The organism is Haloechinothrix sp. LS1_15, from assembly GCF_033042135.1.
GTDB lineage: Bacteria > Actinomycetota > Actinomycetes > Mycobacteriales > Pseudonocardiaceae > Haloechinothrix.
Map to the genome: position 1 here is coordinate 1 of NZ_WBXM01000021.1, position 23,038 is coordinate 23,038.

Annotated in this window: 18 protein-coding genes; 6 read left to right on the forward strand and 12 right to left on the reverse strand. The window is 68.6% G+C overall.

Annotated features, from left to right (window positions below; all coding sequences use genetic code 11):
- Positions 1-381 precede the first annotated feature (381 nt).
- The 6 genes from F8178_RS19910 to F8178_RS19935 form a co-directional block, all read right to left on the reverse strand.
- Positions 382-573 (reverse strand): DUF397 domain-containing protein, encoded by a 192-nt coding sequence (locus tag F8178_RS19910; RefSeq protein WP_317496387.1) that lies wholly within the window; start codon positions 571-573, stop codon positions 382-384.
- Complete coding sequence (locus tag F8178_RS19915; protein WP_317496388.1) at positions 566-1,435, reverse strand: helix-turn-helix transcriptional regulator; 870 nt, start codon at positions 1,433-1,435, stop codon at positions 566-568. The genes F8178_RS19910 and F8178_RS19915 overlap by 8 nt, the downstream gene beginning before the upstream one ends.
- Before the next feature lie 212 nt (positions 1,436-1,647).
- Positions 1,648-3,144, reverse strand: a complete 1,497-nt coding sequence (gene lysX / locus F8178_RS19920) for a bifunctional lysylphosphatidylglycerol synthetase/lysine--tRNA ligase LysX (RefSeq protein WP_317496389.1) — start codon at positions 3,142-3,144, stop codon at positions 1,648-1,650.
- Between the two features lie 54 nt (positions 3,145-3,198).
- Positions 3,199-4,488, reverse strand: coding sequence for a hypothetical protein (locus F8178_RS19925; RefSeq protein ID WP_317496390.1), 1,290 nt, complete (start codon positions 4,486-4,488; stop codon positions 3,199-3,201).
- 151 nt (positions 4,489-4,639) lie between these two features.
- The gene (locus tag F8178_RS19930; protein WP_317496391.1) at positions 4,640-5,860 is read right to left on the reverse strand and encodes a PQQ-dependent sugar dehydrogenase; all 1,221 of its coding nucleotides are present in this window, start codon (positions 5,858-5,860) and stop codon (positions 4,640-4,642) included.
- Positions 5,861-6,157: 297 nt separating this feature from the next.
- Positions 6,158-6,940, reverse strand: coding sequence for an META domain-containing protein (locus tag F8178_RS19935; RefSeq protein ID WP_317496392.1), 783 nt, complete (start codon positions 6,938-6,940; stop codon positions 6,158-6,160).
- Positions 6,941-7,025: 85 nt separating this feature from the next.
- Between F8178_RS19935 and F8178_RS19940 the strand changes: the two genes are divergently transcribed.
- The 3 genes from F8178_RS19940 to F8178_RS19950 all read left to right on the forward strand — a co-directional run bounded on the left by F8178_RS19940 (position 7,026) and on the right by F8178_RS19950 (position 9,445).
- The gene (locus F8178_RS19940; RefSeq protein ID WP_317496393.1) at positions 7,026-7,409 is read left to right on the forward strand and encodes a gamma-glutamylcyclotransferase family protein; all 384 of its coding nucleotides are present in this window, start codon (positions 7,026-7,028) and stop codon (positions 7,407-7,409) included.
- Between the two features lie 58 nt (positions 7,410-7,467).
- Positions 7,468-7,800, forward strand: a complete 333-nt coding sequence (locus F8178_RS19945; RefSeq protein WP_317496394.1) for a DUF4333 domain-containing protein — start codon at positions 7,468-7,470, stop codon at positions 7,798-7,800.
- Between the two features lie 346 nt (positions 7,801-8,146).
- A complete protein-coding gene (locus F8178_RS19950; protein WP_396345870.1) occupies positions 8,147-9,445 on the forward strand; it encodes an NCS2 family permease in 1,299 nt (432 codons plus the stop codon).
- 79 nt (positions 9,446-9,524) lie between these two features.
- On the opposite strand, the gene F8178_RS19955 is transcribed toward F8178_RS19950, so the two are convergent.
- Positions 9,525-10,508, reverse strand: coding sequence for an adenosine deaminase (locus F8178_RS19955; RefSeq protein ID WP_317496396.1), 984 nt, complete (start codon positions 10,506-10,508; stop codon positions 9,525-9,527).
- Positions 10,509-10,597: 89 nt separating this feature from the next.
- Here F8178_RS19955 and F8178_RS19960 point away from each other — a divergent pair, with 89 nt between their 5' ends.
- Genes F8178_RS19960 through F8178_RS19970 form a run of 3 tightly spaced genes read left to right on the forward strand, consistent with a single transcriptional unit; the run spans position 10,598 to position 12,230 of the window.
- Positions 10,598-10,948: a metalloregulator ArsR/SmtB family transcription factor gene (locus F8178_RS19960; RefSeq protein ID WP_317496397.1), complete on the forward strand. Its 351-nt coding sequence runs from the start codon at positions 10,598-10,600 to the stop codon at positions 10,946-10,948.
- Positions 10,941-11,435 (forward strand): SRPBCC domain-containing protein, encoded by a 495-nt coding sequence (locus tag F8178_RS19965; protein ID WP_317496398.1) that lies wholly within the window; start codon positions 10,941-10,943, stop codon positions 11,433-11,435. The genes F8178_RS19960 and F8178_RS19965 overlap by 8 nt, the downstream gene beginning before the upstream one ends.
- A 15-nt stretch (positions 11,436-11,450) precedes the next feature.
- Positions 11,451-12,230 carry a Sir2 family NAD-dependent protein deacetylase gene (locus F8178_RS19970; RefSeq protein WP_317496399.1) on the forward strand — a complete coding sequence of 260 codons (780 nt, stop codon included), beginning with the start codon at positions 11,451-11,453 and terminating at the stop codon, positions 12,228-12,230.
- Here the strand turns inward: F8178_RS19970 and F8178_RS19975 are convergent.
- The 5 genes from F8178_RS19975 to F8178_RS19995 all read right to left on the reverse strand — a co-directional run bounded on the left by F8178_RS19975 (position 12,186) and on the right by F8178_RS19995 (position 23,008).
- On the reverse strand, positions 12,186-13,769 hold the full coding sequence (locus F8178_RS19975; RefSeq protein ID WP_317496400.1) for an MFS transporter: 1,584 nt from the start codon (positions 13,767-13,769) through the stop codon (positions 12,186-12,188). The genes F8178_RS19970 and F8178_RS19975 overlap by 45 nt on opposite strands.
- A 65-nt stretch (positions 13,770-13,834) precedes the next feature.
- The gene (locus F8178_RS19980; RefSeq protein ID WP_317496401.1) at positions 13,835-14,245 is read right to left on the reverse strand and encodes an acyl-CoA thioesterase; all 411 of its coding nucleotides are present in this window, start codon (positions 14,243-14,245) and stop codon (positions 13,835-13,837) included.
- Between the two features lie 2 nt (positions 14,246-14,247).
- Positions 14,248-20,082: an SDR family oxidoreductase gene (locus F8178_RS19985; protein WP_317496402.1), complete on the reverse strand. Its 5,835-nt coding sequence runs from the start codon at positions 20,080-20,082 to the stop codon at positions 14,248-14,250.
- Positions 20,079-21,113 (reverse strand): enediyne biosynthesis protein UnbU, encoded by a 1,035-nt coding sequence (locus F8178_RS19990; RefSeq protein WP_317496403.1) that lies wholly within the window; start codon positions 21,111-21,113, stop codon positions 20,079-20,081. The genes F8178_RS19985 and F8178_RS19990 overlap by 4 nt, the downstream gene beginning before the upstream one ends.
- On the reverse strand, positions 21,110-23,008 hold the full coding sequence (locus F8178_RS19995) for a VCBS repeat-containing protein (RefSeq protein WP_317496404.1): 1,899 nt from the start codon (positions 23,006-23,008) through the stop codon (positions 21,110-21,112). The genes F8178_RS19990 and F8178_RS19995 overlap by 4 nt, the downstream gene beginning before the upstream one ends.
- Positions 23,009-23,038 lie beyond the last annotated feature (30 nt).

Here is a 23,038-nt window from a genome sequence, read left to right on the forward strand (position 1 = left end):
ATCCAGCGATGCACCAAGCCCGGTGACACCACCCCCCGGATCATGCACTCGACTGGGGGCATCAGTCATGCCGGGCCTGGAGACCAGGAGCCCCTCGATCAAGGAGCCGCGAAAACGGTAACGGGGGTTGCCCGTGCGTCCTTCTCGCCGGATGGCCCCATGTCACCGATGTTAGTGACCCGGTGCTGTGCCGGACGGACGGGACTGCCCCGAGGGCGGAGGCGAGGCGGATTCGATACGCCGCCAGCTCCGGTGCCCTGCTGACGAAACGCACTCACCGGCCTCACTCACGCCCGAGGTCACGTACTGACCCGGCAACCTGGCCCGGCAACGTACGTCGGCTGTCAGTTCGCCGTTGCCATGGACGAAGGCGCTGCGGCACTACAGCGTGGCGAGGAACGCGTGCCAGCCGTGTGCTGGGAGGGCAAGCAACCCCCCATCCGGGTCCTTCGAGTCGCGCACCAGGGTGTCGGTGGTGTCCCAGCCGATCTCGACGCAGTCGCCCCCATTGGCGCTGTAGCTGCTGGTCCGCCACGCGATATTGCTCGAACGATTGAGCTCGGCCTCAGTCATGATCGTCGTCTCCATCCGAGTAGAGTTCGGTCGCTGCTGTGGCGATTAACTCCCTCGATTCTCCCTCACCCAGGGCAGTGCTTTCCAGCCTGGCAAGTATGTCCCGGTAAGCATCAATCTCCACCGGACTCTCCAAGAACAGGCACGAGGTCTGACTGTCGAGGTACACGATGGGCTTGAAGTCCGCTACGTCCAGAAGCGTGAATGGGCCAGCAGTTCCGGCATGAGCGCCGACTGAGGTTGGCACGACCCGAAGGCTGATCTTGGGCCGGACCGACATTCTGAGTAGGTGATGGAGCTGTTCCGACATGACCACCGGCCCTCCGGCAGGCAGCCGCAACACAAACTCGTGCAAGAAGAACGTGCAGTGCGGTGGGTACCGTCGACTCAGCAAGCTCTGTCTGGCCAAACGTGCCGAGACCCGATCTTCAACCTCATTGTCCGGTACAGCCCCTGATCCTTCGATGACCGCGCGTGCGTAGTCACCGGTTTGCAGTAGTCCCGGCACCAATGTCGATTGGAAGTGCCCGATACTCACGGCGTTGGTCTCGTGGTCGATCAGCGTGCGGACCTGCTTGGGCAGCATGGGGCCGTGTTGCTGAAGCCAGCCCTTCCTGTCACGTTCCACGGTCAGACTCATGAGCCGGTCCCGTTCGGCGCCTTTGACCCCGCACACGGCGAGGAACGCGGAGACGTCGTACCCGGAGCCGCCGCGCTTGCCGGACAGGAGCCGGGATATCTTGCTCTGCGACCAGTCGAGTTGACGGGCCATCTCGCTACCGGTGAACCCCGCCCGCTGCATGACAAGCCGCAAGCCCTCACCGAGTTCGCGACTGCGTACCGTCGGTTCGCGATCGTCCATGCGTGTTGAGCATAGGGCTTGTCCCGACAGCATGGACGGTTTCGCATTCCTCCGTTCCGGTATTCCACAGTGTCGCGAAAGGAGTGAGAATGGCAGATCGTGCGGCGTGCCCGTGCACGGACATGTCCTGAAGTTGTGCGGGCGCTGGTGGCGATTTCCGGGTTTCCGGGAGCGGATCCGGGCTCACAACGTGAGCGCGCGCTGCATCTCCCTCAGGTCGGCTTGACCATCGGGAACAGGATCGTTTCCCGGATTCCCTTGCCGGTGAAGCCCATCAGCAGCCTGTCGATTCCCACACCGACCCCGGCTGAGGGCGGCATGCCGTACTCCAGCGCACGCAGGAAGTCCTCGTCGAGTTGCATCGCCTCGGGGTCGCCGCCTGCTGCCAGCAGTGACTGCTCGGTGAGCCTGCGCCGCTGCTCGACCGGGTCGACCAGTTCCGAGTAGCCGGTGCCGAGCTCCATGCCGAAACCGATCAGGTCCCACTTCTCGGCAAGCATCGGGTCGTCGCGGTGCTCGCGGGTGAGCGGGCTGGTTTCCTTCGGGTAGTCCATCACGAACGTCGGCTGGATCAGGTCGTCCTCCACCAGCTCCTCGAACAGGTGCTCCGCGAGCTTGCCCTGTCCCCAGGACGGGTGCCAGGAGATGTCCCGCTCGTCGGCGTGCTTGCGCAGCAGCTCCACCGGGCTGCGCGGCGTGATCTCCTCACCGAGCGCCTCGGACACCGCTCCGTACAGCGTGATCGCAGGCCACTCGCCCGACAGGTCGAGCTCGCCCCGCTTGGTGGGCACCACGGTGCTGCCGAACACCGCAGTGGTGACCTCCTGGATCAGCGCGCGGGTGAGCGCCGCGCCGGTGTGGTAGTCGCCGTAGGCCTGGTAGAACTCCAGCATCGTGAACTCGGGGTTGTGGCTGGAGTCCGCGCCCTCGTTGCGGAAGTTGCGGTTGATCTCGAAAACCTTCTCGATCCCGCCGACGACCAGGCGCTTCAGGAACAGCTCCGGCGCGATCCTCAGGTACAGGTCGAGGTCGTATGCGTTGATGTGGGTGGCGAACGGCCGGGCCGAGGCGCCGCCGTGGATCTGCTGCAACATCGGGGTCTCGACCTCGACGAACCCGCGCTGCACCAGGCCATCGCGCAGCGCCTGAACCGCCTGGGAGCGCTGGATCACCATCTGTCGCGCTTCGGGGTTGACGATGAGGTCGACATAGCGCTGCCGTACCCGAGCCTCCGGGTCGGTGAGCCCTTTGTGCTTCTCCGGCAGCGGGCGCAGGCACTTCGACGTCAGCGTCCACGAGTCGGCCATCACCGACAGCTCGCCCCGCTTGGAGGTGATGACCTCCCCGGTCACGCCGACGTGGTCGCCAAGGTCGATCTCGGTCTTCCACGTCTCTAGCGACTCGGCGCCGACCCGATCCAGCGAGAGCATGATCTGGATGGAGGCGGTGGCGTCCTTGATGGTGGCGAAGCACAGCTTGCCGCTGGTGCGGTACAGCATGATGCGGCCCGCGATCGAGACGCGATCCCCGGTGAAGTGGTCGGGCTCCAGGTCTTCGTAGCGGTCCCGGACCGCCGCGACCGTGGTGCTGCGGTCATAGGTCACCGGGTAGGGATCGATGCCCGCCGAGCGGAGCCGGTCCAGCTTCTCGCGCCGGATCCGCATCTGCTCGGGCAGGTCATCGACGAAGTCATCACGCGCCTCAGTCACGCAGCCGAGTGTATCGACCCTGCTCACGGTCCCGGCTGCCCGGCGGGTCGGGGATCAGTACCCGTCGCTCGCCAGCTGGTCGAGGATCCGCTCGGCGAACGGGCCGAGCACGTCGATCGTCTCGTCGACGTCACGCTCGGTGCCGACGTCGTAACTCAGGTCGAACACGACCGGTCCGCGCCGCACGACCAGGTCGACGACGCCGAATCCGCTGGCTCCCTTACCGGCGAAAGCCTGATCACCGAGACCATTCAGGATGGTTCCTTCCTGGTACGGGCTGGACGACCCGGTAGTGACGCTGTCGAAGTAGGCTTCGGCTCCCTCGGCGCGCTCGAAGGTGCGCGTGGACAGGCTGAAGTCCACCGGATCGAAGATGCGTTCCATGTCCTCGATGACATCCCCGGTCGACGGGATGGTGTCCTTGCGGCGGCACCCGTTGTAGATGTACTCGTGCCCGCGCTGCTCCGGCCTGGTGGCGGTGGTTGCCGAGATGACGGGGATGGTCTCGGTGGCGATCGGCTCCGCGTCGTTCCCGGTTACCTCGCGGATCCCCGTGTTGTCCAGCAGCGGGCAGGCGCGGACGAACTCGTCGCCGACCGGGCTTGCCTCGTACCGCGGGGTGGCGGGTCCTTCCGGCTCGGCGAGCAGCTCGATGAGGTTGGTGGCGGCGGCCTCGGTCACGCTGGTGCGGTCGTCCTCGGCGAGGTTGAAGGTGCGCAGCAGCACCACCGCTTCGTCGGTGACCAGCGCATGGGTCAGGAAGTCGACCTCGTCCGAGGCGCGTTCGTAGAGGTCGACCCCCTCGAACGAGCCCGCTGGCTCGTAGTAGTTGTCGAGATCGCGCTCGATGGTGTCCTCGTTCGCAAGGAACGGCTGTACGACCACGACGTCCACGCCACGTACATCGTCGCTGGCATCGAGGTCGAAAGTGTACTCGCACGTGGCGGTAACCGACCCCGCGGTCGTCAGGCTGCGGTCGGACTCGACATCGGCCTCGCCCACGTAGTCGAACACGGTGCGTTCGATGCCCAGCTCGCCCTCGTTGAGGGTGCCCGCGTAGTCGTGCAGCCGGTGCCCCATGCCATGTACGTCGCCCGGTGTGACCACCCGGCACGCCGGTATGTGTGCGCTGCCGTCGGGAGCCTCAACGGCCTGCGGGTTCGGCTCCATCGTCAGCGCGGCCAGGTGGTCGGCGCTCCGGCCGTCGGAGCCCGGCACCTGCGGGGTGCCCGCGATCGTCCCGCCCCCTGGAGCGAACACGGCCGCCGCGGCGACACCCGCAGCCGCGATGACGGCACCGATGGCGAGCGCGGCCCAGTGCCCGCTTCGTGGTTCGGGCCGCACGTGCCCATGGTGAGGTTGCGGCATGGATCGTTCCCCCTCTGACTCCCGCCAGATGGTCCCCGGTGTTCCTCGGATACGACCCTAGTACAGCCAGCTCGTAGTTCGGGCAGGGTTTCCCGACCCGATCGGGCCGATTACCCGCGCGCTGGCGTTACTCGCCTGCCGCCACCAGCCGCACCAGCGGCGTGTCCTCGTCGTCGATCGCGATGTAGACCGCCCCGTCCGGACCCGACTCGACATCGCGGATGCGCCAGTCCTGTTCGGTCAGCAGCGTCTCGGCGTGATCGGCCTCGGCGCCGTCGACGGTGAACCGGGCGAGCCCGTCGCCTGCCACAAGTCCGCTGACGAGCAGGTCGCCCTGCCAGTCGGGGAACTGGTCGCCCTCGTAGAAGGTGATCCCGGCAGGGGGGAACCCGCCGGTGCCGCACTCCCAGTAGTGGACGGGGTCGACGATGTCGTCGCGTTCGGCGGGGTGGTCGCCGATGGGGGTATCGGTGCCGTACTCGCAGCCGGTGTGCGCCTCCGGCCATCCGTAGTTGCCGCCAGCCTCGACGATGTTGATCTCGTCGCCGTCCTCCTCTCCGTGCTCGCTCTGCCACAGCTGCCCCGTGGCTGGATGGACGGCCATGCCCTGGGCGTTGCGGTGCCCGTAGGAGTAGATCTCGTCGGCGACAGCCGGATCGTCGACGAACGGGTTGTCGTCGGGGATGGCGCCATCGGGCGCGAGCCGCACGGTGGAGCCGAGCGTGGTGGCGGTGTCCTGGGACGGGTGGTCGTCGAAGTCCTTGTCGCCCCGGTCGCCGACCGAGACGTACAGCATGCTGTCGGGGCCGACGACCACCCGGGAGCCGTAATGCTGCTCCCCTGTGCGGAATGGTTCGGCCGTGAACAGCACCTCGACATCGTCGAGCCGTTCCCCGTCGAGGTCGAGCCGGGCCCTGGCGAGGTGGGTCGTGGTGGCGCCTGCCTCGTCGGCGGCCGCGTAGGTCAGGTACAGCCAGTCCGGCTCGGGAAAGTCCGGGTGCACGGCGACGTCCAGCAGGCCGCCCTGGCCCGCGAACGCCACGTCGGGCACCCCGCCGATGTCACGGACCTCACCGCTGGCGGTGTCGACCACCGACAGGGCGCCCGGCAGCTGCGTCACCACCAGCTGCTCCGTTCCGGGCAGGAACGCCAGCCCCCACGGCTGGTCGAACCCCTCGGCCACGGTTTCGATCGCCGGTTCGGCAGGCTCGTCCGCGTTGTCCACAGGATCCTCGGCCGCGGGGAGCCGCTCGGTGGCGTCGTTGTCCTCGACGAGCAGCGCCAACGTGATCAGCGCGCCTGCTAGCAGCACGAGGAAGACGCCGGTGGCGAGTACTGCCTTGCCCATGTCACCCCTGACTGCGCCGCTCGAAACGGTCTGTGCTGTTCATCGTAGTGACGGTGCCGGAACGGGGTGGGCGACGCACGTGGAGCGGTCTCGGTGATGATGCCGTTTCGCTATGCCCATGACTCTGCGAATGTTCGACGACGAGGCCGACGCTCTGCGTCGGCGAGCTGAGTTCGAGCAAGAGTTCCATGCAGGAAGTCGCTCGCCAGGCCGTGCGCGAGCCGAAGGACTCCTCGGGTACCGAATATGTACCGAAGGAGTCCTTCGGCTCCCCACCGGTGCCGGTCGCGCCACCGGTCAGTCGGCGATCAGCTGTAGCTGCGCGTCCTCCGACTCCGCGGTCAGCGTGAGCTCCTCGCCCTCGATCTCGTAGCCGGGGTTGTCGTCGAGCACGTCGAACACCGTGCGCTCGAACTGGTCGCGCTCCTCGCCGCAGGACATCATGGTCGCTGTCAAGTCGGTGACCTCGAGCTGGTTGTCGGTGGCGGTGTACTGCGCCCCGAAGGTGTTGCACCCGCCGTTGCCGGAGGCGTTGCCGTCGCCGTCGAAGATGACGTACGCCTCGGCGTCCTCCGGGACCGAGGAGGCGACCTCACCCTGGATCACGGTGTCGACGATCCACCGGGTGCTCTCCAGCGGGCGGTCCTCCTCGGCATTCGAGGATTCGACGAACTCGATGGTGGTGTCGTCGCCTTCCAGCACGAGGGTCTCACCGTCGAGGGACATCACGGGCTCGCTGGTGAGGAACTCGCTGACCCACTCCTCCTGGGCCATCAGCTCGTCCTCGCAGGCCATCATGGTTCCGCCGATGTCCGGGATGACCAGCCGGTCGTCACGCAGCTCCGCTTGCCCGGTGAGCTGGTTGCACCCGGCGTGGGCGCCCACCTCGCCGTGGTCGAAGCGCAGCTGGATCTTGGTACCGGGAACCAGCTCATGAGGTTCACCGTCTCGGGTGACCTCCGTGGACTCGTATGCCCGATCCTTGGGGAGCTGCTCGGCTCCGCTGCTTCCGCTCGCACCGCCTGCGTCCTCGCCGCCGCAGCCAGTGGCGGCGACAAGGGCCAGCAGTGAACCTGTCACTATCGCTTTCATCACCCTGTGCACGCGGAACACCCGAATAATGGTTGCATCTGTCGCCGAAATCCTCACGAGAAAGGACACGAACGTGGCATCCGGCCCGGAACACGGCACCACGGATCGTCTCGCGATCTACGGCACGCTGATGCGGGGTGCTACCGCCTGGTGCTTCCTGGAACCACTGGTCGCCGTACACGAGGGCGAGTGCACCTTGCCTGGCACGCTGTACGACACGCTGCGCGGCTACCCGGCGTACTGCGAGGGCAGCGGCCCCGGCGTGCCTGCTCAATGTGTGCGGCTGCACGACCCGGACGCTGCCTGGCCGGAACTCGACCGCTACGAAGGGCCCGAGTACCAGCGACGCTTGATCACCTTGCCGAGCGGGCCCGCCTGCTGGGTCTACGTGTGGATCTCACCTGTGGACGGGATGCCGGAGCTGCCGAACGGCTGGCTGCCACGGCGGCAACGCTAGGATCGTCGGCGCTCACCGTCCGGGTATTCACCGAAAGATCGCATGAGAAGAGGGCACGATGCGCGCAGACAGGCGTTTCCGGGTCGTGGTGGCGTTGATCGGCCTGGTGGGTATGTCGGGAGCGGCATCGGCGGGTTGCGGTGCCGGGACCGATCCCGCGCCGGGGCTGTCGCAGGACGAGGTCGAGACCGAGGCACAAGAAGCTCTCGAAGAACGGGTCGGGGCACGCCCTGAGGCGATGGAGTGCGACAGTGGGCTCGGTGCCGAGGTGGACGACGCCACTCGCTGCGTGCTGATCGCCGGTGGTGAGCGCATCGGGCTCACCGTCACCGTCACCGGTGTCGAGGGCGATCGCTTCGACGTCGAGGTCGACGACGTCCCCCTCGAATAGCGGTCCGGTGCTGTATCGCGGCGTTCGCGGACGGTGACGACCACTGGCAGATCCTCCAACTGCCCAGCGCACACGTGGCTGTGCTGTTGTGCCGATCGCCGATGGACGTCGGCTCTATCACAGTGATGCAATTCACAGCAAGTTTCGGGCCGTATGTGTTCCTCGGTGAGGTGCACCGACGGTCGCGACGCCCCCAGCGGACCCGATCGGCTGGCAATGCGGATCACTATTGATCACGTGCTCAAGGAGGCGAGCAGTGGCCACGGACAATCCAGAGACGCCCTCTCAGGCAGAATCGCCCGAACAGTCACAGACATCGGAGCGCAGCGGCATGGATAGCGGGCCCATCGACCGGTACTTCCGGATGACCGCGTTGGGGACGAACGTTCGTAGGGAGACGGTCGCCGGGATGACGACATTCCTGGCGATGGCCTACATCCTGTTCGTCAATCCGTCCATACTCGGCGAGACCGGGATGGACACCGACGCGGTGTTCGTCGCGACCGGCCTGGCCGCCGCGATGGGCACGATGATCATGGGCCTATGGGCGCGGTACCCGATAGCGCTCGCTCCCGGCATGGGCCTGAATGCGTTCTTCGCGTTCACCGTGGTGCTCGTCATGGGCATCGACTGGCAGGTCGCGCTGGTCGGCACCCTGGTGTCCGGCGTGCTGTTCTTCATCCTCGCGGTGAGCGGGGTACGCGAGGCGATCATCAACGCGATCCCGTTCCAGCTCAAGCTGGCCACCGGCGCGGGGATCGGGATGTTCATCGCCTTCATCGGCCTGCAGAACGCCGAGATCATCGTGCCGTACGAGGCGACCTACGTGACCCTCGGCGACCTCGGCAGGCCACTGACCCTGCTGGCCATCTTCGGTGTGCTGGTCACCGCGGTGCTGCTGCTGCGCGGGTTCAAGGGCGCGGTGTTCTACGGCATGATCCTCACCGGTGCGCTCGGGGTGATCACCGGCCTGATCGATCCGCCGCCCGCGGTCGTGTCGTCGGTGCCGAGCCTCGCGCCCACCTTCGGCGAGGCCATCGTGAACCTGCCCGAGTTGCTGACAGCACAGCTCATCGTCGTGGTGTTCACGATGTTGTTCGTCGACTTCTTCGACACCTCGGGTGTGCTGATCGCCATCGCGAACCAGGCGGGTTTCCTCAAGGACGGCAAGCTGCCGCGTGCCAACCGCGCGCTGGCCTCGGACTCCATCGCCACCATGGGCGGCGCGGTGCTGGGCACCTCGACGACCACCTCGTACATCGAGTCTTCCGCCGGTATCGCCGCCGGTGGGCGTACCGGATTCGCCTCGGTGGTGACCTCGGTGCTGTTCCTGCTTGCGCTGTTCTTCTCGCCGCTACTGGCGGTGGTAACGCCGGAAGTCACCGCGCCCGCCCTGATCATCGTCGGGGTGCTCATGGCGAGAGGGCTCGGCGAGATCGAGTGGGGCAAGCTCGAATACGCGATCCCGGCGTTCGTCACGGTGCTCGCGATGCCGCTGACCTTCTCCATCGCCAACGGCATCGCGCTCGGCCTGCTGCTGTTCCCGCTGATGATGGTGGTCAAGAACCGGTGGCGCGAGGTGCACCCGATTGGCTACGTGCTGTTCCTCGTCGTCGCGGCCTACTTCATCTGGCTGGTGGAGTAGCCGCCTGCGGGGGTGAGCCGAAGGACTCCTCGGGTACCGGATATGTACCGAAGGGGCCCTTCGGCTCACCCCCACACCCTCAAGCCTGCCATGCGTCCACCTCGGTCAGTAGTTCCCGGCGATGGTCACTGTCGAGAAAGGACGCGTGGAACGAGTTCGCGGCGAGCTGGCGTAGCTGCTCGATGCTGATGCCCAGCTCGTCGCGTACGGCGCTGTAATTGTCCGCCACGTAACCGCCGAAGTAGGCTGGATCATCGGAGTTGAGGGTTACCAGCAGTCCCTCGTCCAGCAGCCGGGGCAGGGTGTGCTCCGAGAGCCGGGAGAACGATCCCAGCCGGACGTTGGACAGCGGGCACACTGTCAGCGGCACCTGCTCGCGGCGCAGCCGCTCGACCAGCTCGGCATCGTCCAGCGCCCGGATGCCGTGGTCGATGCGGTCGACCTCCAGCAGGTCGAGGGCCTCGGCCACGTACTCCGGCGGGCCTTCCTCGCCCGCGTGTGCCACTGCCCGTAGCCCCAGTTCGCGTGCCTTGGCGAAGACGTCGGTGAACTTCGACGGCGGGTGCCCCACCTCGGCGGAGTCCAGCCCGACACCGATGATGCGGTCGAGGTAGGGCTCGGCCTGCCGCAGCGTGCCCATCGCGGACTCGGCGCTGTCGTCGCGGAGGAAGCACAGGATGAGCTCACCGGTGATCCCGTCGTTCCGCGCCTCCTCCAACGCCCCGGACAGCCCATCGATGATGGCGCCCATTTCCACCCCGCGCTTGGTGTGTGCCTGGGGGTCGAAGAAGATCTCGGCGTGCCGCACCCCCTGCCTGGCAGACGCGCGGAGGTAGGCGGCGGCCATTTCGTGGAAGTCCTGCCGTGTGCACAGCACCGCCATGTTGGCGTAGTAGATGTCGAGGAATGACTGCAGGTCGGTGAACTCGTAGCGGGAACGCAGCTCGTCCACCGAGCTGTAGGGGAGCGCGACGTCGTTGCGGCTGGCGAACTCGAACACCATCTCGGGCTCCAGGGTGCCTTCGATGTGCACGTGCAGTTCGGCTTTGGGGAGATCGAACATGCCTCACAGCCTGCCACGGTCATGGTTGACAGCGCCGTCGCATTGGATATAGTTAACCTATCGGTTAATTAGCTAGGTGGTTATCAACGATGACGACGGACGATCTCAGCAGGACCTTCGCGGCGCTGGCCGATCCGACGCGCCGGGCGATCCTCGCGCGGCTCGCCGAGGGCGAAGCCACGGTGGGCGAGCTCGCCGAGCCGTTCGACATGAGCCTGCCCGCGATTTCCAAGCACCTGAAGGTTCTGGAGCGATCCGGCCTGATCACGCGCGGACGAGCGGCGCAGCAACGCCCGTGCCGGTTGTCCGCCGAGCCGCTTCGCGAGGCCGCGACCTGGGTCGAGCGGTACCGGGAGTTCTGGGAAGGCAGCTTCGACCGTCTCGATGAGCACCTCAAGCAGATGCAGCGCGAGCTGCAGGAAAGGAAGGATCATGAGTAACGCGGCGAGCACATCGAACCCGGTGGAGGCGGCAGTGCCCGAGTTCACCATCACCCGCACCTTCGACGCCCCGCGCGAGCTGGTGTTCCGGGCGTGGATCGAGCCGGAGCAGATGACCCGCTGGTGGGGTCCACACCACTACACCACCCCGGAATCGACGATCAGCGTGGACGCACGGCCGGGTGGGCAGTGGCGAGCCACCATGATCTCCGAGTCCGACGGCGCCGAGTGGCAGACCGGGGGTGAGTTCCGGGAGATCGTCGAGCCCGAGCGGCTGGTATTCACCTGGGGCGGCGTGGACGAATCCGGCAAGCCCGATCACGGAACGCTGATCACCGTCACCCTCGCCGAGCAGGGCAGTGGCACCGAGATGACCTTCCACCTGTCCGGCATCGCAGGGCATCCGGGCGATGAGAACGTATATGACGGCTGGGCCGAGTGCCTGGAGCGCCTCGCCGGCTACCTGGTGCGGGACAGCGGCAGCTGAGGTCACCATAGGCACATGGACGCACCGGAGGATCTGCACCGCGCTCGCGAGCTGGTCTCTTCCGCATGCCGGATCGTCGCGCTGACCGGGGCGGGTATCTCTACGGACTCCGGCATCCCGGATTTCCGCGGACCCAACGGCCTGTGGACCACCCGCCCCGGCGCCGAGCGGCTGTCGAACCTGCAGGCCTATGTCAGCAGTAGGGAAGTGCGGGAGCAGAGCTGGCAGGCGCGGCTCGAGCACCCAGCCTGGCAGGCCGAGCCGAACGCGGCGCACCGCGCCTTCGTTGAACTCGAACGGCTCGGCACGCTGTCGGCTGTGCTCACCCAGAATGTCGACGGTCTGCACCAGGAGGCCGGTTCCAGCAACGAGCGGGTGCTCGAACTACACGGCACGATGTTCCAGACCAGTTGCCTGAGTTGCGCGGACCGGCGCGAGATGCGGCAGGTGCTGCAACGCGTGCGTGCGGGAGAGACCGATCCTCCCTGCGAGGTCTGTGGCGGAATCCTCAAGTCCGCCACCATCTCCTTCGGTCAATCCCTCGACCCGGAGGTGCTGGAACGTGCGAGGCAGGAAGTTCGCGACTGCGACCTGATGCTGGCCGTAGGCACCTCGCTGACCGTGCAGCCGGTCGCGGGCTTGGTAGCGACCGCCGCGACCGAGGGTGCGGACGTGTTGGTGTGCAACGCGCATCCGACGCCCTACGACGGTTGCGCCACGGTGGTGCTCCGCGGTGCGGTCGCCGAGGTGCTACCGGCTCTGGTCCCCGCCGAGCCGCGCACCACGGGCCCGTAAGCTCCCCACCCGTCCCGGCACGGTCCACAGCAGCGTCATCCCGGCCAGCATCGGTAGGGCGGCTAGTAGCGCTGATGCGGTGATGCCGGGTGGGGTGATCCCGGCGGTGGTCAGGGTGAGCGCGGCGATGCCGCCGAGTTTGGTGGCCCCGGCGACTAGAGCGGTGCCGCGGGCGCGGATGGCGGTGGGGAACAGCTCGGCGGAGTAGGGGATGATCGCGGCGTGGAGGGCGTAGATCGCTAGGAGTAGTAGCACCGTGCTGATCAGCAGGACGGTCGTTGAGCCGATGATGGCTGGGGTGAGGGCGGCGAAGGCTAGCAGGGTGAGCGCGGTCAGGGCCGCGGCCGCGGTCACAGTGCGGTGGTTGCCCCACCGCGCGTAGAGCCAGGCCACCGCGATCACGCCTGGCAACGACACCAGGGCCGATTGTGCGAGGGTGGTGGTGACGGTGCCGATCGCCACCCCGGAAGTGGTCAGCGCCTGCGGTAGCCAGACCAGGAAGCCGAAGTTGGCCAGCCCCCAGGCGATCCCGCAGGTGAGCAGGGCTGCGGTCGCGGCGCGTAACCGCGGGGCGAGGAGCAGGGTGCTGGCGCTGCCACCGGGGTCCGGGTGTGTGGCGGGCGCGAGCCGCATGCCGAACCGGTGCAGGATGGACAGTGCCTGCTCGTGCTTGCCGTGCAGCAGTAGGAATCGGGGGGATTCTGGGACGAACCGGCACACCGCGAGCAGGAGCAATCCGGTCGGTGCGCCGATCAGCCATAGGGCGCGCCAGCCGAGCAGTGGCATCAGTACCGTCGCGCTCCAGCTGGCGAGCAGGAATCCCAGCGCGGCACCGAGCCCGCCGACGAGCACCATGACCCTGCCTCGTATCCGCCGGGGAATGGTTTCGGCGAGCAGCGTGAAGATCACCGGGAGCATCCCGCCCGCAGCGAGTCCCATGGCGAAGCACATGATCACGTTGCCGGTGAAGGTGGGCATCGCTCCGCATACCGAGGTGCCCACGAAGAGGACGGCGGCGTAGACGATCGAAGCTTGCCGTCCGATGCGGTCGCCGAGGTATCCCCATACCAGCGAGCCGATCGTGGTTCCGGCGATCCCGGCGAGCGGCAGCACCGCCACCGGTACGGCCGAGGCGCCGGGTACGCCGGGTGCTGAGAGCCCGTACTCATCGGTGACCGCTGGGATGATGAAGGTGAAGGTGAACGGTTTCTGCGCGTCGATGGCCACCGCTAGGATCATCGCGCCGATGAGGGTGCTTCGTGCTCGGCGTGCCGGTGCGGTGTCGGTGTCGCCGTCGACCACGGTGACGTCGGGGGCAGCGGCGCCCCGTCGCGGGGTCAGCAGCCCGGCCAGGGTCAGCGCGCTGCCTGCCACGAGTAGCAGCATCGCCACGGTCATGGTGGTGCCGGTTTCCATGCCGGCCATGTGGTAGTCCATGTCGCGGGCTGCGGCGAACATCGGTAGGTGCAGCAGCGTGCCGCAGACCACGGCCAGCACGCCGACCCGGAACAGCCAGCACCTGCTGTTCTGCGACCCCACCGGGAGCACGGTACGGGGATGTGTGGGCACGGGACGTCCTCGGAACTGCCGCACGCGACTGTGCCTCACGCGAATCCGGCTAGCGCGTCGGCCAGCTCTTCGGGGATTTCGGTGGGGGTCACTCCGTGTTCGGAGCGGAGCATGCAGGCCACGGTCTGGGTGCCTTGGGCGATGAGCTGGTCGTCGCGCTGGAAGTCGAAGTCCATCACGATGCGGTTGCCGTCGGCGTGCCGCAGCGTCATCGCGACTTCGATCTCGTCGAGCGGGAAGCTCTCCGCGTAGTAAGTCATAGCGCAGGACACGGTGACCATGACCAACTCGCCGCGGCAGAGGCTGGCGAGCACTCCGGGAGCGTGGTCGGCGAGGAACCGTTCCCGGCAGTGTCCCTGCCAGTGCAGGTAATGCGCGAAGTAAACGTTGCCGACGGCGTTGGTCTCGTCGAGGGTGACGACGTGGCGATACCGGTAGCGGCGCATCGTCACCCTCCCAGCAGGCCCGCTACGGCGATCACGACCTGCGGTGCCTCGGCCTGCTCGGCGGGGTCGATCGGGGTGTCCGCCGGGGGGTTCGCCTGGAGCTTGGCGGTGACGACCTGCGCTGCGCCGGAACGCATGGCCGCCAGACCGTCCTCTGTGACCTGATCGATCCGCAGCGGCTCCACCGACTCGTTGCCAAGCTTGACCAGCGCTTCCCGTGCGGTCCACACGCGCATCGTGGCGAGTGCGGGGGCCTCACCGAGCTTGTCCCGCAGCGCCTCGGCCGCGCGCCGGTCGGCAGGCCCGGCGAGCTCTGCCGCGGGGCCGGGTGGTTGCGTCGGATCGGGCACGCGTTCCCAGTCCACCGCTACCGGCGACGGTGCCAGGGCGAGCAGCAACGCGCCGCCGGTGTAGCTCGCGCTGGCGTGGTGCCCGTCGACGCGCAGTGCCCCCGCCGGGTCGTGTGTGGCCGGTGAACCGGTGATGCGGGAAGCCAGCGTGGTGGCACTGCCGTCCTGGCGGGATCCGGTGGTGGTCATCAGCTCCACAACGTCGGCCAGGTCGCACTCGATGAGCCTGCGTGTCAGCCACGGGCCGATCAGGGGTAGCGGCACGTGCTCCAGCTGCGCGGGGCCGGAGATAGCGCGCAACCGCAGCCCGTCCCACCGGGCAACGATCTCGCCTGCCGGGTCGACGAGATCGACGTCGAAGGTGTACTCGTCGGTTGTGTGGTCGCGCTCGACCGCGTGGACCCGTACCGGCCCGCACGGGGCACGCCAGGCGGTGAACCGTTCGGCTCCGGTCGGCAGCGCTTTCCGGTGCGGCACGCAAGCCAGCAGCGCGTGCAGCGCGGCGTCGTGGGTTCCGGGGTCGCCGAGCAGCAGCTCGTCGCTGTGGAACTCGGAGAACCACGGCCTACCTGCCGGAGGGTGCAGCCACGCGCAGGCGCGGAACGCGGACAGCTCGTCGTAGCGGTGCACCCGCTGGAACCGGCCGCCGTGGAAGAACACCGTTCCGTAGAACTCGTGCGGCTCGCCGGTAGCCGGTTCGGGTGCCTGCGCGGGCGCGCGCGGTTCGGGCGGGTCCGCGGCGGGCAGCACCGTGCCGGCGAACCGGTCGGTGGCGAACTCGTCGCTGCTGTCGCGCAACGCGACATCGATGCCGCCCGCGCCTGCCAACGCGGCCAGCCGGACCGTGCGTTCCCCGGAGGGTCCAGGGATGACGGGCGCGCGGAAAGCCAGATCGGACAGCGACCACGCCGCTTTCCTGCCGCAGGCGAGCGCCGCTACCTGCGCCATGGCCTCGGTAGCCAGCACCGCGGGCAGCACGGCCACCCCGTCGATGCGGTGGTCGTCGAGATAGGGGTCGGAGCCCACCGAGAGGGTGGCGTCGGCGACGGCCTCGATGCCGGGAACGCGGGTGTGGATCCGCTCGGCGAAGCGCAGCAGCGGGGTGGGGGGACCGGTCACGTGCAACGTTGGCGTGGCGGGGAAACGGGAGGTGATGGTGACCGTCACCGGTGCCTTCGGGTCGGCGAGCAGCTCGCGCACTGCGCGCACCCCGTCGGCCGGGCCGATCGGTTCGACGCCCTGCCTGCGGAGGTTGTCCAGCACCCCGAGCCGCACTCCCATGCCGATGCCGGACCACACCGACCACTCCACGGTGTGCGCGCGGCAATCAGGGTTCCGGGCCGCCCACCCCTCGATCTCGGCGCGCAGCCAGTCATTGGCGATGCAGTACTCTGCCTGGCCCGCCAACCCCTGCCTGCCGATGATGGACCCGAAACCCAGCAGCAGCCGCAGCTCGTCGCCGGTTTCGGCCAGCAGCGTGCGTAGCCCGTCCACCTTGGGGGACAGGGTGCGTTCCAGCGACTCCGGGGTGACCTCGCTCATCCGGCGTGGCTCGTTGACGCCTGCGCCGTGGATGATCCCCCGGATCGGGCCGTGCTGCTCGGCGGCGGCCACCAGCTCGGCGACCGCGCCGGGGTCGGTGACGTCGCAGCGCACGTAGTGCGCGGGCACCCGCGCGTCGAGGTCGGCCAGTGCGGGGGCGACCGCCGGGTCGTCGGCGGGTGATCGGCCCGCGAACACCAGCGTGGCGCCCGCGCGCTCGGCCAGCTCCGCCGCGGTGTAGGCGGCGATGGACCGCACCCCGCCGGTGACCAGCCACACCCCCGCGGGCAGTGCCGTCGTGCACGGGTCGTGTTGCTCGCCGTCCGGATCGGTGGCCTGCCTCGCCACGGTGGTGCTGCGCTCGAAGGAGCCGTCCGTGTCGCGTCGCAGTTCGAGGTAGCGTTCGCTACCCCCGGCGAGTTCGGCGACCGGGAGGGGAGCGTCCGGATCGGCCACATCGACCACGGTGACGCGGCAGGAATCCAGCTCAGCGGCGGCGCTGCGGCCCAGCCCCGCCGCCGCTGGATGGCCATTGTGGATGACGAGGAGCTGGGCGGGCTGAGTGGTGCCGATGTCGCCGAGCAACTCGGCGACATCGTGGCTAGAGGTCTCGCCGGTCAGCGCCACCGCCATCCCGGGTGGCTCCGGACCGTCGCCGGAGGCGAGCTCGTGCAGCCAGTGCCCCTGCGGGGCGTGTACCTGCCAGCCCGTCACGGCGTCGCGTGGATCCGGCAGGGTGAACGGGATCCAGTGGCTGCTCAGCTGTCGAACCCAGCCACGTATCCCCGACACCCCGCTGCCAGGGCCTGCTTCCTCGCCCTCGCCTGCCTGCCCGGCGGGCGTGCCCGCATCGGCGAGCCCCGCCAGCACGTCGGCGGCATCGGCCACGGTCGCGTTGGCCAGCGACAACGGGGCGCTGGGTAGTTGCTTGCCAAGCGCAGCGGCCACGGCGCCGACCGCGTCGGTGACCTGCAGCGAGGTCATGTGCAGGTCACCGAGCAGCGAGGCGGCCGGGCTGATCGCCTCGGGTGACAGCTCGAGCAACCCGGCCAGGTGTTCGGTGAACGCGGTGAGCGGGTCGGCGCCCGCGACCGCGATCTCCGCGGCAGGCTGGGGGGTCGCCTGCTGCGGGCTCGCCGCCTCCTGCTCGGTGACGGTGGTCCTCGGGATAGCGGTCGCGGTGGCGGTCGGGCCGGAGCTCCAGCCGCTGCGGTCCTCGCACGGGCTGGTGACGAATACCGGCTCGGCGTCCAGCCGCAGCGGCCGGTAGGCGCGGTCGACGAACCAGGGGTGTAGGTCGGCGCCCGCGCAGGCACCGAGCACGGCGGTGACCATGGCGTGATGACGCGGGTGGCCGCCGCTGTCGATGCTCAGTACGGGTGTCGTGGGGCAGGTGGCCGCGGCTAACCCGGCGAGCGTGGTGCCCGGTCCGGCCTCGATGAGCAGGTCACAGCGTTCGGCGAGCTCGGCGACCGCGCGGGTGAACAGCACAGGTTCGGTGAGCTGCCGCACCAGCAGCTCCCGCAGCTGCTCGCCGGAGCATTCCAGCGGTTCGCCGGTGACGGTCGATATCAGCCCTCGCCGGGGTGGGGACAGCTCGACCCGGTCCAGCGTTTCGCGCCACGGCGCCTCGACCGGGCGCATCGCGTCGCTGTGAAACGCGTGGGAGACCGGCAGCGGGTACGCGGCGAACCCGGCTGCGCCTGCGCGCTCGCACACGGTGGCCACCGCCGCTGCCCGCCCCGCGACAGCCACCCGGTCGGGTGCGTTGTAGCAGGCGATGACCACGCCGGTGCCGTCCAGCAGCGGCTCCACCCGCTCGGCAGGCCCGGCGATGGCTGCCATGGTGGTGTCGGCAACGCCGTGTTCGGACATCAACCGCCCGCGCAGCGTTGCCAGGTGTAGCGCCTGCTCCGCCGAGCAGGAGCCACCCCAGTGCAGCGCGGTGAGCTCGCCGAGGCTGTGCCCAGCCGCGCCGACGGCGGTGCAGCCGAGCTCGTCGAGCCAGGCGAGCGCGGCCAGCGACTGACCGAGGATGGCTGGCTGGGCGAGCTCGGTGTCGACGGCGCCGCCCGCATCGGCGTGGTCTCCGCCGGTACCGTCTGCGTCGGGTAGCCGGCTGGGCAGGTCGGGCACGTCCAGGTGCCGTGTCCACCACGGCAGTTGGGGGCGCACCGGTGCTGCCTGGCCGGGGAACAGCATGCCGAATCGCAGGGTGGTGCTCGACCCGAGCGCGTAGCCCGCGGCGGGATCGAACCGGGGCGAGCCGTCCCAGGACGCGGCCACCGTCGCGGCCGCCGACGCGGCGGCGGCGAGCTCGCCGGGGGTGGCGGCGACGAGCGCGGCGCGCCATGGCTGGGTGCTTTCCTGGTGGTACCAGGCGGTGGCGCTGATATCGCGCAGCTCGGCGGCGCTGAGCTCGCGCGCCGTCCCGGCTAGGTGCGCCAGCCGGTCGACCAGGCCCTGCCGGGTGCCCGCTCCGAGTACCAGGATCTCCTGCTCGCCGGTGGTCGCCGACCAGCGGCGGGTTGCCGCCGACAGCGCGGGGGTGCGCGCGCTCGCACGGCCTTCCAGGACGATGTGGACGTTGATGCCGCCGAATCCCATCGAGGAGACCCCGGCCCTCGGGACCTCGTCGGTCCACGGCTCGGCCTCGGGTAGAAGCCGCAGTGGTACCGTCTCGCCGCTGGCATCGCCGAGTAGCGGGTGCGGGTTGCGGCACCCGGTGGCAGGCGGTAGCACCCGGTGGTGGGCCGCCAGCGTCGCCTTGATCAACCCGGCGACGCCTGCGGCGGCCTTGGTGTGCCCGATATTGGCCTTGATCGACCCCAGCGCGGCAGGCGGTGCGCCGTCACCCCGCACCGTGAGCAGCGTCTCCAGCTCCACGGTGTCCCCTGTGGTGGTTCCGGTGCCGTGACCCTCGATCAATCCGGCCTGTGCCGGGTGCAGGCCTGCCAGCTGGTAGGCACGGTGCAACGCGAGCGCCTGACCGGCGCGCTCCGGCCTGGTCAGCCCGCCGGAACCGTCCGATGACGAGGCCCAGCCGGCCACGTAGGCGTAGGGGCGCAGGCCAAGCAGGTCAGCGTCGTCGGCGCGCATCAGCGCGACCACGCCGCAACCTTCGCCGGGCAGGAACCCGGTCGGTTGCGCGTCGTAGACCCGCATTTCGTCTTCGGCCAGCGCCGACAGCCGTGAGAACCCGACCAGTTCCAGCGGGTCGAGCGACATGTCGACACCGCCCGCGAGCACGAAGTCGCACTCGCGGCTGGCCAGGGCGCGGCAGGCGGTCATCACCGCCAGCAGGCTGGAGGAGCACGCCCCGTCGACGGTGTAGCCGGTGCCGTGGAAGTCGAAGTGGTTGCAGATCCTGCCCGCGATGGTGTTGGACAGCGACCCGGCCAGCGTCTCGTCGCCTGGGGCCGGGAACGGCTGCTTGACGAGCTCTTCGAGCCTGCCGAGCACGTCACCGGCCACCTCGCCGGGCACCCCTGCTTGCTCGAGGGCGGTTGCGGTGGCATCGGCGAGAAACGGCCACCGCAGCCGCAGCATGGCCGCCCTGCTGAACTCACCTGCCAGCGAGTTGCCGAGGATCACGCCGACGGTGTCCCGGTTGAGACCGTTGCCGCCTGCGAACCCGGCATCGGTCAGTGCGGCTGCCGCGGTTTCCAGCGCAAGCCAGTGGGTGGAGTCGGCGGCACGGAACAGCGGTCCGCCGACGCCGAACCGTTCCCGATCGAACGACCAATCGCGCAGCACGGCGGCATGGCTGGCGTAACTGCGATCCACATCGGTGCGGCTACCGCGATACGGCTCGGGCAGCCTGCCCTCCGGGATGCGGCGGAACGCCCGCCGCCTGCCGAGGACGGTGTGCCACAGCTCGGCAGGCGTGGTCGCGTCGGGATACCGGCAGGCCATTCCGACGATGGCGATACGCTGACCGCTCATCCGTGACCTCCCGCTGGTGCCGGGGCGGAGGCGGCACGGCCGGGCACCCGCTGCAGCGGCAGCCGCTGGCGGATCACTGGGCGTAGGTGCCCCAGCTTCGCTTCAGCCAGCAGTACCAGGCCGCGCAACGCGCAGGTGATCACCAGAGCGAAGAAGAGCCCGAACACGATCCCCGAGACGACCAGGATGCCGTAGATCGCGGCCGTGGTCACACCGAAAATCACCTGGTTGCGGGTCTTCGACGGGGACGTGGCCGGGTCGGTGATCATGTAGAGCGTGTAGAGGATGAACGCCACTCCCGTGATAGGTAGCAGTGCTGCGACCAGCGAGTGGTCCAGGAACAGCCACCGAAGCACGGCCTGGGCGACGAAACCGCCCACCCATGCCAGGATCAGCGGCAGTTTGCCGGTGAGCTTGGCGTTTAGCGCGGTACCCGCGGTGAGGATGGCTAGTGGGATGAACCAGTTGAGGGCACCGGTCACCCCGTTGGTGAAGTGATACGGCGGGGCGATTCCCACCCACGGGAACAGCAACAGTGTCGCCGCGATACCCACATTGGACGGGTTCAAGATGTGCCGGAGCCTACCGCGCACGCGGATGCGAATGACGTACTTGGTGGCCGTAGCCACCATGACCGCGAAGATGTACGGCCACAGCGACGCGTTGCCGTACAGCAGCATCGCGCAGGCCAGCGCCGTGATGTGCGGGGGAAGAAGGAACACCACCATCGCGTGTGCCCCGCCCGCGTATTCCGGGGTGACCCCGCGCGCCCAGCTGTCGACCCGCTCCATCAGCAGCGCCGCCGCGTAGGCCACAAGCACCGACACGATCGGAGTCAACGGGGACTGCTCGAACCCGAGCACGAGGTGCCCCGCAATGGTGAACAGCGTGATGGCCGCCGCGAACCGGCGCAGCGCCTTGACCCGGACGTCCACCTTGGGCTTCGAGGCCTGCTGCTCGGTCTGCTCGCCGGTGCTCGCCTGCCCGTTGATGGCGGTGGCGTTGCCTGCAGGGGATGTCGTGGTGGTCATCGCATCTCCGCCGTTCCGTCAGTGCCAAGCACCACGGTGTGGTGCCCTGGCGAGACCTCGAAGGAATCGCGGTGCACCCGATCACCGTCGCGCCATGTGATCGTCGCTTCGGTCGCCTCGCCGTCCGGTAGCGTGAGCTGGAGCTGGCTTGCCGAGACGCCCGCGTGCCCGTTGGTGGGATACAGCTGGGAGCGCTTCGTCTCGCCACCGATGGCATGCTCCACCGTCGCGCCGATGGCGTCGCGCTGCCCGCCAGCCGCGCCGGGCTTCACCAGCCGCACGAACGCGGCCTTGCCCTCGTTGGGGGTGCGGTTGCGCAGCAGGACGGAATCCTCCCACTGGTTGGCCACCAGCACGTCCAGCGTGCCGTCGCCGTCGACGTCGCCGAAGGCGAAGCCGCGTGAGACCCACGGCGCGCCGATGCCAGTGTGCTCGGCGATATCGAAGTAGCGGCCATCGTCGGCCCGCGCCCACAGCGGGTTGTGTTCCCGCCCGGACAGGTCGTCGCCTGGCCGGAAGTTCGGCCACGCCTCGGGGTGGTGCAACAGGTCGTCATTGCCCATCGCCAGCTCGTGCAGCTCGGGCCAGCGATTGTTCTCCCCCTGGATGAAGCCGGTGGCCTGCAACATCTCCTCGACTCCCGAGTTATCGAAGTCGCCCGACTTGACGTCCCAGGCCCAGCCGCTGCGGGCGAGGCCGAGCTCCTCGGCACGCTGGGTGTAGGGCACCTCGCCGTCCAGCAGCCTGCTGCCGTCGCCGTCCCCTGTGAACACCAGGTTGCTCTCGTGCAGCGCGAAGGGGCTGGTGATGTTGCTGACCATGATCATGGGCAGCTCCATGCCCGGGTTGTGGGTGAAGGTCACGCCCATGCCCTTGAACGAGCCGTAGCCCAGCACCTGTGAACCCGGCGTGGTCATGTCCCTGCCTGCGACGACCTCGTCGAACCGCACCCGCCCCGGCTCCGAGTGGTTGACCAGCAGGTTGTCCGGCCCGAAGTCGTTGGCCACATACAGGTCCGGCAGCTGGTTGCCGGACAGGTCCTGCCAGCCGAACGCCAGCGTCCAGGACCGGGCCGACGCGTCGGGCAGCGCGGTACTCGCGTCGCGCACCTCGGGCTTGTCGCCCGGTTCTCCGGTCGGGGAAGTCAGCAGCAACCGGTTCACCCCTGCGTTACGCGCCTTGCCCATCGAGTGCTGCATCGCCATGCGGTCATCGCTCACGGCCTCGGTGTCCAGCACACGAGCCCCGTCGGGGAAGTAGTTACCGGCAATGATGTCCAGGTGACCGCTGCCATCCACATCGGCCAGGCCGAGCGCCGAGGTGTTCCACACCTCCATCGGCTCGACAAGCTCGTGGGCGCGGAAGTCCCCCGCACGGGGGGTATCGCCCGGCTCAGCCTCGTTGAGGAATAGCACCGGTGAGCGGCCCCAGTAGTAGACCAGGAAATCCATGCTGCCGTCCTCGTCGAAATCGGCAGGCACGCAGCCCATCGGCGCCATCGCCTCGTCGTAGGGCAGCCCTTCCGGGACCAGGCCGAACTCCTCGTAGCCCGGTCCACCGGCGCCGGGAACCGGGAACACCCGCACCGAGTCGTCCCTCGGGTCCACCAGGCACGCATCGGCCGCGCGATCCAACCCGCGCAGGTCAGTCAGCGCCGCGGCGGCTCCTACAGCAGAGATCCACGCCTCGATGCGCTCCAGCCCCGGCTGCACCTCGCGCAGCTGCCGGGCATCCGCCGGTGCCGAGTTGACCGGCACCACCTCGAAGTCGACATCGGCCGCCAGCCGCTCGGACTCGGCCTCACCCAGGCTGGGCCGGATCGTGAACAGGCCGGTGACCACGCACAACGCGATCGCCAGCGTGATGGGCACGGCACGTCGCAACACTGACGACATCACGGCCTTCCTTGAGTTCTCACGGGGCGC

Excerpts from the sequence above, each read along its gene's own strand:
- F8178_RS19910 (WP_317496387.1), bottom strand. The coding sequence starts at position 573 with ATGACTGAGGCCGAGCTCAATCGTTCGAGCAATATCGCGTGGCGGACC.
- F8178_RS19915 (WP_317496388.1), bottom strand. The coding sequence starts at position 1,435 with ATGGACGATCGCGAACCGACGGTACGCAGTCGCGAACTCGGTGAGGGC.
- F8178_RS19930 (WP_317496391.1), bottom strand. The coding sequence starts at position 5,860 with ATGGGCAAGGCAGTACTCGCCACCGGCGTCTTCCTCGTGCTGCTAGCA.
- F8178_RS19945 (WP_317496394.1), top strand. The coding sequence starts at position 7,468 with ATGCGCGCAGACAGGCGTTTCCGGGTCGTGGTGGCGTTGATCGGCCTG.
- F8178_RS19955 (WP_317496396.1), bottom strand. The coding sequence starts at position 10,508 with ATGTTCGATCTCCCCAAAGCCGAACTGCACGTGCACATCGAAGGCACC.
- F8178_RS19960 (WP_317496397.1), top strand. The coding sequence starts at position 10,598 with ATGACGACGGACGATCTCAGCAGGACCTTCGCGGCGCTGGCCGATCCG.
- F8178_RS19965 (WP_317496398.1), top strand. The coding sequence starts at position 10,941 with ATGAGTAACGCGGCGAGCACATCGAACCCGGTGGAGGCGGCAGTGCCC.
- F8178_RS19970 (WP_317496399.1), top strand. The coding sequence starts at position 11,451 with ATGGACGCACCGGAGGATCTGCACCGCGCTCGCGAGCTGGTCTCTTCC.
- F8178_RS19980 (WP_317496401.1), bottom strand. The coding sequence starts at position 14,245 with ATGCGCCGCTACCGGTATCGCCACGTCGTCACCCTCGACGAGACCAAC.
- F8178_RS19985 (WP_317496402.1), bottom strand. The coding sequence starts at position 20,082 with ATGAGCGGTCAGCGTATCGCCATCGTCGGAATGGCCTGCCGGTATCCC.
- F8178_RS19990 (WP_317496403.1), bottom strand. The coding sequence starts at position 21,113 with ATGACCACCACGACATCCCCTGCAGGCAACGCCACCGCCATCAACGGG.
- F8178_RS19995 (WP_317496404.1), bottom strand. The coding sequence starts at position 23,008 with ATGTCGTCAGTGTTGCGACGTGCCGTGCCCATCACGCTGGCGATCGCG.